Raw genomic sequence first — 13,218 nt, 5'->3', positions numbered from 1 at the left:
TTGCTCTCCTTAAACCGTGCTTGGGTCAGGTTCAGAAGGCTGCATTTTAGCCTTCGCTATTTCCCGCTCTTCCGTTGTTATCTCTTCAATCTCAACGGCTCTCCTGCACATCAGCATAAGTGTTCCCATGTATGCGATTAGAAGCACCGTATAGATAACAAGATAAAGCGTGAACGACAGAGCAATATTCGCCGGAGGCAACTGCGTAACCGCATCTGCTGTTTTTAATACACCGCTCACCAAGTAGGGCTGACGGCCTATTTCCGTTACATACCAGCCGGCAAGCGTTGCAATCCATCCGCTAAACGCCATGCCTGCAAACGTGCGCTTAAGCCAAACGGGGAAGTCTTTTTTGCGCATAAGATAAAGACTGCCAAGCCATGACACAGCAAGCATCAACATGCCCATACCCACCATGACTCTGAAGCCGAAGAACACAGGGGCAACAGGCGGGTGTTCTCCTTCAAACTCATTTAGCCCTTTTATCTCGCCTTTCAACTCATGGGTAAGTATTAAGCTTGCACCATAAGGAATAGGAATTTCAAAATGGTTTTCCTTGCTTTCTTCGTCAGGAATTGCAAAAAGCAACAAAGGTGCGCCTTCAGTGGTTTCCCAAAGCCCTTCCATCGCAGCTACTTTCTGTGGCTGATGTTCAAGCGTATTTAAACCATGCATGTCGCCAGCAAAAATTTGTAGCGGAATTAACACTGCCGCCGTATAGGTGGCGGTTTTAAGCGCGAGTTTAGGCGCAAGCTTGTCGTCGCCTTTAAGCATGCGGTAGGCAGAAAGCCCAGCTATTAAGAAACTGGCCGTCAGTCCAGACGCTAACATCATGTGTACGAAGCGGTAGGGGAAAGAAGGGTTAAAGATGATTTCTTTCCAGTTGGTGGCATACACCACACCATCGACCACTTCAAAGCCTTGTGGGGTTTGCATCCAGCTGTTAAGCGCTAATATCCAGAACGCAGATGTTGTGGTGCCAAGCGCAACAATAAGGGTAGATGCTGTGTGTAACCAGTTCGGAACACGGCGTATACCAAATAGCATAATGCCTAAAAATGTGGCCTCTAGAAAGAAGGCGGTGAGTACCTCGTAGCCGAGCAAAGGCCCTGCTACATTACCTACTTTTTCCATAAAGCCTGGCCAGTTGGTGCCAAACTGGAATGACATGGTGACGCCGCTTACCACACCTAACGCGAAGCTTAGGGCAAAGACTCGCACCCAAAAGCGATACATACGCATCCACACGGGGTGGCCTGAAGTATTAGAGCGCAGCTTAAAATAAAATAGAAACCAGCCCATCGCCATGGTGATGGTTGGAAATAAAATATGGAAACTAATATTTAACGCAAATTGTAAACGAGACAGCAAGAATGCATCCACAGAAGGCCCCCTTAGTTAACGCTGTTTTTCCCCGGAAGTAGCTTGTCCTTAAGCTCAAGCATACGGCCCACGCCAGAACCCAACTTCATCAACGTGTTTAACTTTTCAGGCCCAAGATTTTGAAGCTCTTCAGACCATGCCGTAATTGATTCGAGTAAATCGTGAATTTCGTTCAGTTTATGTTGTGCATTTGCCTCTTTTTCGTTAGCAGGCGCATCGAGTAATAAGTCACGTAAAAGGCTCATAGTTGGGTCTATTTCCCTCTTTCTGCGCTCTTCAAACACTCTGTTGGCCAGTGTCCAAATATCACCAGCAGGAATAAAAAACTCTTTTCTCTCACCAGGAACATGGTGCTGTTTAACAAGGCGCCATGACTGAAGTTCTTTCAACCCCATACTGGTATTGCCTCTGGAGATATTGAGCGCATCGGCAACCTCTTGTGCCGAAATAGGCTCTTCGTTTAAAACAATAAGTGCAAGAATTTGCCCAACTGTTCTATTAAAACCCCAGCGACTTCCCATTTCGCCAAAGTGCATCACGGCAGAAGTAATTAAAGGCGTCATTTTCATTTTCACTTTCCAGAAGTTTCAGAAATTACTGAAAGTTTATTGTGTAAGATCAAAAAAGGCAACATTAATGTGCTTTTTAAGCAAAATTTTATTGATAATTTAATAAGAGTTAATTAGGAAACTTTCAACGATATTGCATGCTTTGATCACAATTTGTTGTTATCGTGGTTGAGTAATTAGACACTCGCAAGAAAGTTCGCTTTCTAAATTTCTCGGCCAAGGCAATGCAACACATTACAGACAAAAAGATAAAGACGCTTCAGAACTGCGAAGATGAGGCTATTCACCTAATCGAAAGTGTTCAAAGCTTTGGTTATGTTATAGCAGTTGACCCTGAAACTAAAAAAGTTCAGGTGGTTAGTGAAAACATCAATGAGCTATTTAAAGTCAGTATCACTGCGGGTGAAACTCTTATTACTGAACTTATCGATACGCCTTCTGAAGATGCTCCCACCTTTCAAAGTATCTATCAAAGTGTTAAAGGCGGGAATTCACGCCGTGCTTACCAATGGAAGTTTGCAGAGAACGCACTTTGTTTAGACAATTGGGAAAAAGAGGGCAGCGGTGTTGTGTTCGACTCAAACGGTCTGCTTGTTATCGAGTTAGAGCCCACCCCTCAGCTTAGTTATGAAGCCGCCCAACAATGGGTACCGATGGACGTAGATATTCGCACATTACTACCCGATGTAGATGGGTGCGACTCCATTCACGATGTTGCAGACGCCATTGCGAACGTGTTTAAGGGATACATAGGTTTCGATTCGGTGATGGTTTATCAGTTCGACAAAACCTATAGTGGTGAGGTGATTGGCGAAGTAAAAGCGCCTGGGGCTCGCTCTTTCAAAGGTTTGAAATTTCCAGCATCTGATATTCCTAGCCAAGCTCGAGCGCTGTACTTAAAAAATCGCGTACGTTGTGTATTTGACGTAGAACAACCCCCTATTGCTTTAATACCAACTGTGCAAGAAGCGGAGCGACCGCCACTAGACTTATCCATGTCTATGGTTCGTTCAGTGTCGCCGGTTCATATCACTTACCTTAAAAATATGGGCATACGTTCATCGTTTTCCGTGTCCCTTGTGTTTGAAGGTAAACTTTGGGGGTTGCTTGCTTGTCACAATAATGAACCTAAATATATTGAGCAGAAAAAGCGTTTGGTATGTGAGTCTCTTGGTCACCTCTATGCGTGGCAGCTACACACTAAAGCCCTACACGAAAAGAAAGAGCAGTTTCAAATTCGGCAGCGCAAGCTGAATAGTATTATTCACCAGCTTACTAGCTATGCTAATCCCCTGGAGGCGATAACCCAAAAAGAAAAAGGCCTTTTGGATGTAGCCAGTGCATGCGGTATGGCGGTTATTACCCCTGTAGATAAATACTTAGTAGGTAGAACCCCGTCTGAACGAACATTAACTCGCCTTCTCGATAAGTTCGTTATTACCAACTCTGAAGAGTCAATTGCTATTAGCAAGTTGGCGGGAGAAGTGTCGGAACAATGTAACCTTAACGGCATTCGCGGCATGTATATATCCTGTGTATCAGCTAAGCTTGGTTATTACACCGTTTGGTTTAGAGAGCAAAAAGACAAAACTATCAGATGGGCAGGTCGTGAAGCTGCGAACAAAGATATTGGTAAGGTTTTAACGCCTCGTAATTCCTTTGATATGTATCTTCAAAGTGTAGCCGATGAATCGGTAGAGTGGACCCAGGATGATAAGCTCATAATAGAGGGGTTTGACCACCTATTTATACCTTACGCACTAAGCTTAAAGGCGTCGCTTGATAAGCAAATTAGTAAATTAGAAGAGTTAGACAAAGCTAAAGATCAGTTTCTTGCCAGTATTTCTCACGAGCTTCGTTCACCTCTTAATTCTATTGTAGGTTGGACCGACTTAGCGCTTATGGATGTGACGAATGTCGATAGAATGTCCGATGCATTGGGGGTTATCAAACGCGCTGCGTCTACACAGGCCGCGTTAATTAACGATATCTTAGACTTATCGCGCATTATCTCCGGCACAATGAAATTGAGTACGCATTCATTAAATATCGCTGGGTCTATATCTGAAGTCGCTAAATCATTCGAAGCGGGTTTCGCCAGTAAAAATATTCAACTTTCAATTAATTGCGAAGACGAGCATACACAAATACTTGGTGATAATTTGCGTATTAAGCAGGTGATCAACAATTTGCTCAGTAATGCCCTTAAATTTACAGCAAAGGGTGGAACCGTACACGTGCGTGGGCGAAGGGAACATTCTAACTACTTGTTCCGTGTAAAAGACAACGGTAAGGGAATGACCCAAGATCAGATAGCTCGGGTTTTTGAACGTTTTTATCAAGGAAAGGATTCTCATAACAAACATGGCTTGGGGCTGGGTTTATCTATCGTAAAGAGTTTGGTTGAAATGCACGGCGGCGAAATTTACGCCGAAAGTGATGGACCAAATTCTGGGACTACATTTTTCGTATCATTGCCTATAGCACCACTTAGCTTGCATGACGATATTATCGAAACCAAGAACTCAGAAATTAGCGATTTAACTGAATCACTTCGTTTGAGTGGCTTGCGAATATTAGTCGCAGAAGACGAGCGAGACGCCCGTGATTTCATAAAATTGTTCCTAGAATCTAACGGCGCTCGAGTGAATGTCGTGAAAAACGGCTTAATGGCATGGAAGGAAATCAACGACATGCCTGAAGCTTTCGATCTACTGCTATCGGACATAGGTATGCCGGAAATGGATGGGTTAGGTCTAGTATTGAAAATTAGGGCAAGCGAAATCCCGGAAATTGCAAAACTTAATGCCGTAGCACTTACTGCTTATGCCTATACATCTGACCGCGTTAAAGCACTTAAAGCAGGCTTTAATAACTATGTGTCAAAACCGGTCGATGGCGAAGAATTGCTGACAATTCTGGAAATGTACCTACCAGAAACGTCGCATTAACTCGATTGCTCTCCCCCGTATCCTTCGCACTGCAAGTCATCTACCAGCGGCGAAGCAATTGCTGGTAGGTGGTTTTATCTAACAGCGACTCGCGAGGCGACGAATCTTCTTTAGCGGGAAGCGCAGTATGCGCTTCCTCTAACGATATATACTTATTTCCGTCAATATAAAACAAACTGTTTTCAGATGTGGGTTTACCGTCAAGGGAGTAGGCGGTGTTTAACAAATCAGAGGTGGTAGTTATGTTGCTGTGCCCGATAAAGTCGGCAACGCCATCGCCATCCACATCTTTGGTGAGCCAAGCTAACTCAAGTGGCTGATTCAATTCCCCCGAATTCTGCATTGTCGACACCGCTTGGTTGAATTGCGCAATAATCCTCTCAGCGTTAGCAACACCTTTGCTAATAGCTATTTGAAATCCCGTTTTCGCTAAAGGTTTTGCTGAAAAGTGCAAGGTTTCTTCATTATCGTTAGCCAGCAGTATGTTCAGCTCTCGCGCAAGCAGCTGGGTGGTAATTAAGTAAGGCGCTCTATCGTCGGCAAGTTGGCGAAATGCATCAAAAGTAGTGGGGTTGCGTGACCATTTTATATCTTTCAGCAGTCTGAATGAGGGCGTATTCGCAAAGCGATTTTCAATGGCGACTCGGTTGTCTTTTAAATGAGGAAAAAGCTTTAATGCCTCAACGTCCGCCTCTTTACTTACCGCGTAAAGATAAATGGGTAAGTAGATATCGGAAAGCACATAGTTGTTCGTGTCCTCACCTAAGTTGATGTAGGCAAACTCACCGTCTAGTTTACCCGTTAAGACAGAGCTGCCCAGAAAAGCCTGACGCATAACTTCGAGCTGAATATCCAACTCCGCTTTTTTAAAAACCTTTTTAAGTAACGCGTTAATCCGAGCAGGCTCCCCATCGTCGCTAATATAGGTTTCGAAGGAAGCTGCACCCAATTGGGTAGGGGCGGCATAAGATTGTGAAACACTAAAGCAACAAAGGGCTAGGCTAATAGCCAATAAAGAAAGGCGTTGAGTGAAAATAGAGAGCGAGAACGCGCTGAATCTTACCAAAGGTGAACTCCGAACTGCCGTCATACATTTACTACACTGTAATGCAGTTAGTCGCTTAATTCCAATAAACACGTACTGGCTTAAATTAACAAAATGTAAGCGACATCAATATATTGAGCGTAATGTTGATGTCTAGGCTGGCTTTTGTTGAGTAAAGTCATTCGTGACGATAGGTCGGTTTTATTACCAGCTTAACGTCACGAACTTGACTTGATTGCATGCGTAATCGGGGGCGTAATTGGATGCGTATAAGCGCGCTCAACATAAACGCTCAATTTAAACGCTTATTCTCCAAAGCTACCCGCAGGACCTGGGTAAACGACAACGCTTTCAACACCGTCTTTGTTAACGCTGGCAACGCCAAAGAAATAGTTGTCGATAACCACGTTCTCTAGCATGGCTTCGGTAACGTTACCCACATATTTACTGTATTCCCATTGCGGGGCATCAGTATGGCGCCAGTATACTTTGTACCCTTTAAGCTGCGGGTTCTCTTCCGCGTCTAGTGCATCCCACTTTAAAAATGTTGAAGGTTGAACTGCACCGGCAATTTCTACATTTGCAGGTGGATTCGGTGCCCAAGCCATTGCAGCTAGTGAAACGGCATTAAGGCCAGTAAGTTTGGCAGCGTAATCAAAGTCGACGCCATCTAAGGTATCACCATAGGCAATACCGTCTTCTAAGCGAAGATCTTGATGCTGGCGGGTGTAGTTTTCGTTAGTTTCCATAATACGAATACCCGGATAGCCCAAGTCGTTAAACGGGCGGTGGTGCCCGCCACGGCCAAAGCGGTCTAGGCGGTAAATCACCATAGTGTCTAAGTTCTCAATATACTGATCGGCAATTTTATCGATATAGCGGGCAAGGTTACGGCTTGGTGAGTCAACTTCACCCCCGGTGAAACGTCGCATGCGCGCTTCTTTATCCGTTTCGGTTACGCGTGTACCTTCAGCAAACAAGCGAGCGGTGGTGTTGTTAATCACACCATTAACGCCTTCAATGTTACCTATCATGTCATTATTGAGCACCGCTTTAATTCGCCAGCCGTCTTTCTTCGCTTGGTTTGCCATTATGCGCCCGCCGAAAAGCCCTTGCTCTTCGCCAGATAAAGCTGCATACACGATACTGCCGTTAAACTTGTATTTGGATAGTACACGCGCGGCTTCAAGGGTACCGGCAACACCAGAGGCGTTGTCGTTTGCACCCGGTGAATCAGACGTAAAATCCATCACATCAGACACCCGTGAATCAATGTCGCCAGACATGATCACGTAACGACCTGGATCAGTGCTTCCGCGTTGAATCGCAATAACGCTAACCACTTCTACCGGCTCGGGAATACGCTTTTCACCGCTGATAACTTCCGACTGGTAGTACACTTCTAAGCAACCCCCGCACTCAGCTGAAATTTTATCAAATTCAGATTTAATCCATCGGCGCGCAGCGCCTATACCACGGGTATCAGACTCGGTTTCAGAAAGGGTATGGCGTGTACCAAAGTTCACTAGCGTAGTAATGTCTTTTTCAATGTTTTTCGCAGAAACGCTTTCGGCGATATCGTAAAGTGCTTGCTGCTGCTCGCTTTGTGGGTAAGCGGCGAATGACGCTGTGCTACTTACCAATACAGCTGAGGCCAGCAAACTATTAGTTCTTATTTTGGAGCTTATGTTCGCGAATGTGGACAGGTTTTTTATCATTGTTCTCTCCAGTGTTTACCTTTTCACCATAACCAATACGTGGCTTGGCTACAATTGGAGTAAACGTATTTAATGGTTGGTTATCGCAAGGAATCGCGATTGAAAAACGGAGTAAGACGCTGGGAATGAAAAATGACTTAAAACAAAAAACCGGCATTCGCCGGCTTTCGGAATACGGGCTTTACGCTAGCGATTAAATAAAAGCAAACGCGTCGCCAAACAGGTTTTCAACTTTTAAGCCGCGCTGTGTAAAGTCGTCGCGCACCACTTTAGCCATCTCAAAACGACCTGCAACGTAAACCTGAACGTTTGAAAAGTCGGCGTGATCGGCCATGACTGCGTGATGCACCCAGCCCGTTCTGCCTTTCCACTCGTCGCATGCAAACTCTACAACCGGCACAAAAGTGAAGTGCTCATTCGCTTCAGCGAGCTCAGTTAGCTTGTCAGCTAAATACAAATCAGCCGCGTGTTTTCCACCCCAATAAAGGGTAAGTGGTGTTTTATCACCGCTGTTAAGATGCTCTTGCAGAATTGAGTAGGTATACGAGAAACCCGTACCACCAGCAATAAGTACCATAGGCAGGCCATTACTTTGCAAAAAGGCATTGCCATTACCTACATTGACGGTAATTTCGCCATCTGCACGCATGCGCTCTAGCACTTGACCAGCGTAACTGTTGCCAGGCTCTGCGCCAATGTGTAATTCAATGCGGCCATTATCAAAGGCGGCATTGGCAATAGAAAATGGACGCATATCTTTTTCGCCCATTACCACCATGGCGTACTGACCCGCTTTAAACTCAACAGGGCTTGCTGGCGTTAATTCAACTTTTTGTACCACTTCGGTTAAAGGCGTGATGCTTGCAACCTTACACTTAATTTCTGACATGTGTTCTCTTCTAACCTTCTTGCTTAGCGTGTCGCCTTTTCATGCGCTTTAAAAAAGCGCATGCTTTAATACAAATTAATAGCGCTAAAAATAGTCGCTACATAATACCAAGACTGTCCCAAATATCATCAACGCGTTTTTTAACGTCTTCGTCCATCACAATAGGTACGCCCCATTCTCGGTCGGTCTCGCCCGGCATCTTGTTGGTGGCGTCCATTCCCATTTTAGAACCTAGCCCTGAAACGGGGGACGCAAAATCCAAGTAGTCGATAGGCGTATTTTCTATCATTACCGTGTCGCGGGCTGGGTCCATACGGGTAGTGATGGCCCAAATAACATCGTTCCAGTCACGCGCGTTGACGTCGTCATCGCACACTATCACAAATTTGGTGTACATGAACTGGCGCAAGAACGACCACACACCCATCATCACCCGTTTCGCATGCCCAGGGTATTGTTTCTTCATGGTCACCACCGCCATGCGATAAGAGCATCCTTCAGGCGGTAAGTAGAAGTCGACAATTTCAGGAAACTGCTTTTGCAAAATAGGCACAAACACTTCGTTTAGCGCAACACCTAAAATAGCTGGCTCATCCGGGGGACGGCCCGTATAAGTTGAATGATAGATAGGATCTTTACGATGAGTAATATGCGTTACCGTAAACACAGGGAAGTCATCAACTTCATTATAATACCCGGTGTGATCGCCGTATGGACCTTCAGGTGCAGTTTCATCTTGTGCAATATAGCCCTCAAGCACAATTTCGGCACTGGCAGGTACTTGTAAGTCGTTACTAATAGACTTAACTACTTCGGTTTTATCACCACGTAGCAAGCCTGCAAAAGCATACTCGGAAAGGGTATCTGGTACAGGAGTAACTGCACCTAAAATGGTAGCGGGATCTGCGCCAAGAGCCACTGATACAGGATAGGGTTCGCCCGGGTGTGTTTGACACCACTCACGAAAATCTAGTGCACCACCACGATGTGACAACCAGCGCATAATAAGTTTGTTTTTGCCGATAACCTGCTGACGGTAAATGCCTAAGTTCTGACGCTTCTTATGCGGCCCTTTTGTAACACTCAACCCCCAGGTTACCAAAGGCGCAGCGTCACCCGGCCAACAGCGCTGAACCGGAATTTTTGACAAGTCTACATCGTCACCGGTAAGCACCACTTCCTGACAAGGGGCTTTTTTAAGGACTTTGGCAGGCATATTAAGTACCTGCTTAAATACTGGCAGTTTCTCCCAAAGATCTTTCAGCCCTTTAGGCGGCTCTGGCTCTTTCAAATAAGCCAGTAATTTGCCTACTTCGCGAAGTGCTTCAACAGACTCTTGACCCATTCCCATGGCTACGCGCTCTGGCGTACCAAACAAATTAGCCAATACGGGCATGTCGTGGTTTTTAGGGTTTTCAAACAACAGCGCAGGGCCGCCGGCACGCAACGTCCTGTCGGCAATTTCTGTCATTTCAAGGTCGGTATCAATGGGCTGGGTAATGCGTACCAATTCACCTTTAGCTTCTAGCTGGCGAATAAAGTCGCGTAAATCTTTATACTTCATCAGTGCAGGTGCATCCACAAACTCAATTTATGGCAAGAATATACTATTTAGCGCCAAAGTCCGATCAGTAAGCGCTGTGTTTACACGATTAAACGTTTTACAGATAAATTACGCTTTACAGAGGTGCCATTTGGGTGTGATATAAGAAAGCGTTAAAAATATTAACAAATCTAAGGTGGATAGCGCTTTGATGTATGCGCTTTAGTCTAGGCTTTAGCTCCTAGTGCTTTTAAGTAAGTGCTTGGGAAAGGTTCTGGACCAAAGTTTTATGCTGAAAAGTTTCAGCAAGCACAGTGCTAACCCCTTTATAACCCTTTTGCCTAAGGTGGTTACATGAGTTCATTCGATCAGGACATGCTAGACGAATTAAATTTGTTATTGAAGTTTCCCACAGACAGCCTGCTTCAAGGTTTGAAAATTCATCATGACGCGAGTCAAAGTATGGTGAATGCAGCGTCCAGACTGTACTCGAAAGGCCTAATCACCCAGCCTGACGGCGGTTATCTAACAGATTTAGGTATTGACTTAGCCGATCACGCTCGCCATATCCAATCGGCCATGTGCCCCCGAAAAAGTAGCCACTGATCATAAGAGGCTGGCGATCGAGTGAATGCAAAAAGACAGTGTAAAAGCTAAAAACAATTCGCCGCTAGCCTCCGCTTATAGCGTCCACGTGTTAAGATAACCATGTCTTGGTTAAGATAATCTATAATTAGCCGATACCTTAACTAAGACATGGTAATCAACACATACTCTTTTGCTATGAAACGTATTCTATACACAGCCTTATTTATATGTGCCTCTGGGATGGGCTTTTCAGCTTACGCTTTAGAAGGCGAAACTATTGAAGAGCTTCGCGCGGTTCAGCTTTACAGCCAAGACGCGCTCATCGACATGATTAACGCTAATACTCACCTAGATAAAGTGGTAGAAGACAGATGTCAGCTTGTTCAAGACATTGAGGCCCGTGCGGATGTGTTAAAAGTGCCGGCCTACCAGTTTTTATGGGGGGACATGCTGGCGTGGGGCGTGTGCGTAGATGCTGAACCTGCCCGCGGTATTGGCTACATGGAAGATGCCGCAAATCAAGGTTTGCCAGCAGCACTTGAGCAGCTTGGGCGTTATTATGCAAAGGGTACGCTTGTGCAGCAAGATAAAGCACGTGCAGTGGTGTATTTGCGAGAAGCGGCCGCGCTTAAAAACCTAAAAGCGCAAATTCGCTTGGTTGAGTTGTTTTTAGAAGGTCATGGCAGCCCTTACGACTATGAAGATGCCTACCACTGGCTTTATAACTCTGTGACCAATGATAAGAAACAGCACCAGCAAATAGCTTCATACCTGGCTCGCTTAGAAAAATTAATGCACCCGAAAGCAGTGCGTGAAGCAAAGCGGCCTTTAGATAGCTAAAGATTAGTGGTACGTAATCGATAGCAAATGCCTAAATGATTAAGATAGTTTGCGGGGGCTTAGCGCTTCCGCCAGCCTGTGAGCATAGGACGAACTAATTGAATATTTCCTATATATTGCACAGCAAACACTGCAGCGACATGCACTAGCACGCAACCATACAGAACATCAGCCATAATGCTGTGTATCCATTCCAGCGTACTATTACCGAACATGGCATCTATCTCTTCCATCATAAAACCGGTAATACCTAAACCCAGCAGTAACGTGATAACGGCCATTATCATTAGCCAGCCAAAAGGGTTGTGGCCATGGTGAGTGGGAATTTTCTTTTGTTTTACGTGCTGAATATGTTCAGCGAAGGCTTGTTGACGCAATGATACTTTAGAAAAGCTTGCGTATTCAGTAGCAACCCTTTTACTTCCGTCGAATTTGGTGGATAAAATGCCCCAGCCAATCCTTATAGATATGAGCGCTACCGCCATATAACCGGCTATTTCATGATAAAGGCGACCTGGCTCTACAATAAAATAGTTGGTCACAAAGGTAGCAACAAGGCCCCAGTGGCACACGCGCACAATCCAATCCCAAATATAAATATCCGAAGGTGTATCAGTAGGTCTGTACATTACATAACTTTCTTAAGGTAAAACAAAAACGCTGCAATGGTTTGCAGCGTTTTTATTAAGTGTTAAAGCAAACGAACGATGAATCGTTTGTTAAAACACACTTAGTGCATTTCTTTCTTAACAATGCTGCCATCAACAGGATTAAAGTAAATTTCTACTTTGTTTTCTTCTTTGTCGAAGCCGTAGATTTCGTAGCAGTTTCCGCCCGTTACTTTAAACTCGTTTATTTTATAACCTTGCGCTAATAGCTGAGCCTGAAACGCATCTTGGTTCTGCCATTCAGCTTCAGGTGCAGTCGTACACTGCGTAGTGCCATGCTCTGCACTACAAGCACTTAAAAGGGTTGCAGCGCCAATAGCCGTAGCCATCATTAATTTCTTCATTGCAGTCTCCATTTCGCTTTTTAGTTAAACGTTATTTCTGTCCTACGTGGAATGAGTGTACTTAGTTTGCTCTATGATTCAAAGGGGCGTTTTTATTATGCCAATTATCGCAGCGTAGATTTTTCTTATTGTCGATAAATGAAGTCTTCACGATATATTTTTAAAAATTAGCGCGGTAAAGAACAATCGTTAGCGCGAGATGTGGCTTTCTTTTTTATGAAGGGTAAGCGAAAGTTCGAACCCACAGACATTCGCATATTTGAGTAGAGTCTTCCAACTAGGGTTGCTATTCTCTTTTTCCAATCGGCTAATATTACTCTTGTGTGTTTGCATTTTTTGCGCAAGCTGTTCTTGAGTTAGCCCTGCCTCTTTCCTCATAGATATCAGCTGATCGATAAGTGTGAACTCGCTCTCTAGGCGATCATACTCCTGTTTTACATCTTCATTCTTCAATGCTTCATGCTTAAGGCTTTGTAAAGTCATGGCTAGTTAACCTCTTTCATTTTCAATCTGGCGATCTGTATTATTTCTTTCGGCGTTTTCTGAGACTTTTTCATGAATGCATATAAAATATTTATCTGCTTTACTTTTGTATAGCAGAATAGCGCCCTACCGATTCCTTCTTTTGCTTTAGCTCTGACCTCGAACAACCCGTTATGTTTATACCAATCCGCATAGAT

Annotated in this window: 13 protein-coding genes; 3 read left to right on the top strand and 10 right to left on the bottom strand. The window is 44.6% G+C overall.

Annotated elements, in window-relative coordinates:
- Positions 1–9: 9 nt before the first annotated feature.
- Both ACX5KA_RS15530 and ACX5KA_RS15525 read right to left on the bottom strand, forming a co-directional pair.
- Positions 10–1,383 carry a cytochrome ubiquinol oxidase subunit I gene (locus ACX5KA_RS15530; protein WP_458731608.1) on the bottom strand — a complete coding sequence of 458 codons (1,374 nt, stop codon included), beginning with the start codon at positions 1,381–1,383 and terminating at the stop codon, positions 10–12.
- Positions 1,384–1,394: 11 nt separating this feature from the next.
- Positions 1,395–1,952: a GbsR/MarR family transcriptional regulator gene (locus ACX5KA_RS15525; protein ID WP_136783374.1), complete on the bottom strand. Its 558-nt coding sequence runs from the start codon at positions 1,950–1,952 to the stop codon at positions 1,395–1,397.
- Between the two features lie 224 nt (positions 1,953–2,176).
- Between ACX5KA_RS15525 and ACX5KA_RS15520 the strand changes: the two genes are divergently transcribed.
- Positions 2,177–4,903, top strand: coding sequence for an ATP-binding protein (locus ACX5KA_RS15520; protein WP_458731607.1), 2,727 nt, complete (start codon positions 2,177–2,179; stop codon positions 4,901–4,903).
- 40 nt (positions 4,904–4,943) lie between these two features.
- Here ACX5KA_RS15520 and ACX5KA_RS15515 read toward each other — a convergent pair whose 3' ends face one another.
- The 4 genes from ACX5KA_RS15515 to ubiD form a co-directional block, all read right to left on the bottom strand.
- Complete coding sequence (locus tag ACX5KA_RS15515; RefSeq protein WP_458731606.1) at positions 4,944–5,969, bottom strand: substrate-binding periplasmic protein; 1,026 nt, start codon at positions 5,967–5,969, stop codon at positions 4,944–4,946.
- 284 nt (positions 5,970–6,253) lie between these two features.
- A complete protein-coding gene (locus tag ACX5KA_RS15510) occupies positions 6,254–7,666 on the bottom strand; it encodes a M28 family metallopeptidase (RefSeq protein WP_458731605.1) in 1,413 nt (470 codons plus the stop codon).
- 193 nt (positions 7,667–7,859) lie between these two features.
- Positions 7,860–8,555, bottom strand: coding sequence for an NAD(P)H-flavin reductase (gene fre / locus ACX5KA_RS15505; protein WP_458731604.1), 696 nt, complete (start codon positions 8,553–8,555; stop codon positions 7,860–7,862).
- A 97-nt stretch (positions 8,556–8,652) separates the two neighbouring features.
- Positions 8,653–10,119 (bottom strand): 4-hydroxy-3-polyprenylbenzoate decarboxylase, encoded by a 1,467-nt coding sequence (gene ubiD, locus ACX5KA_RS15500; protein ID WP_014950926.1) that lies wholly within the window; start codon positions 10,117–10,119, stop codon positions 8,653–8,655.
- A gap of 333 nt (positions 10,120–10,452) precedes the next feature.
- Here ubiD and ACX5KA_RS15495 point away from each other — a divergent pair, with 333 nt between their 5' ends.
- Positions 10,453–10,704, top strand: a complete 252-nt coding sequence (locus ACX5KA_RS15495) for a TIGR02647 family protein (RefSeq protein WP_014950925.1) — start codon at positions 10,453–10,455, stop codon at positions 10,702–10,704.
- 177 nt (positions 10,705–10,881) lie between these two features.
- Positions 10,882–11,526, top strand: a complete 645-nt coding sequence (locus ACX5KA_RS15490) for a tetratricopeptide repeat protein (protein ID WP_458731603.1) — start codon at positions 10,882–10,884, stop codon at positions 11,524–11,526.
- A 59-nt stretch (positions 11,527–11,585) separates the two neighbouring features.
- Here ACX5KA_RS15490 and ACX5KA_RS15485 read toward each other — a convergent pair whose 3' ends face one another.
- The 4 genes from ACX5KA_RS15485 to ACX5KA_RS15470 all read right to left on the bottom strand — a co-directional run.
- Complete coding sequence (locus tag ACX5KA_RS15485) at positions 11,586–12,155, bottom strand: cytochrome b/b6 domain-containing protein (protein ID WP_039217866.1); 570 nt, start codon at positions 12,153–12,155, stop codon at positions 11,586–11,588.
- A 101-nt stretch (positions 12,156–12,256) separates the two neighbouring features.
- On the bottom strand, positions 12,257–12,538 hold the full coding sequence (locus tag ACX5KA_RS15480; protein ID WP_014950922.1) for a PepSY domain-containing protein: 282 nt from the start codon (positions 12,536–12,538) through the stop codon (positions 12,257–12,259).
- A gap of 189 nt (positions 12,539–12,727) precedes the next feature.
- Complete coding sequence (locus ACX5KA_RS15475) at positions 12,728–13,021, bottom strand: helix-turn-helix domain-containing protein (protein ID WP_458731602.1); 294 nt, start codon at positions 13,019–13,021, stop codon at positions 12,728–12,730.
- Positions 13,022–13,023: 2 nt separating this feature from the next.
- A partial coding sequence (locus tag ACX5KA_RS15470; RefSeq protein ID WP_458731601.1) for a type II toxin-antitoxin system RelE/ParE family toxin occupies positions 13,024–13,218 on the bottom strand: 195 nt, incomplete at its 5' end.

The sequence above is a fragment of the Alteromonas alvinellae genome (assembly GCF_902705805.1).
The sequence above is the reverse complement of the archived record's forward strand: the minus strand, read 5'-3'. Positions and strand labels throughout refer to the sequence as shown.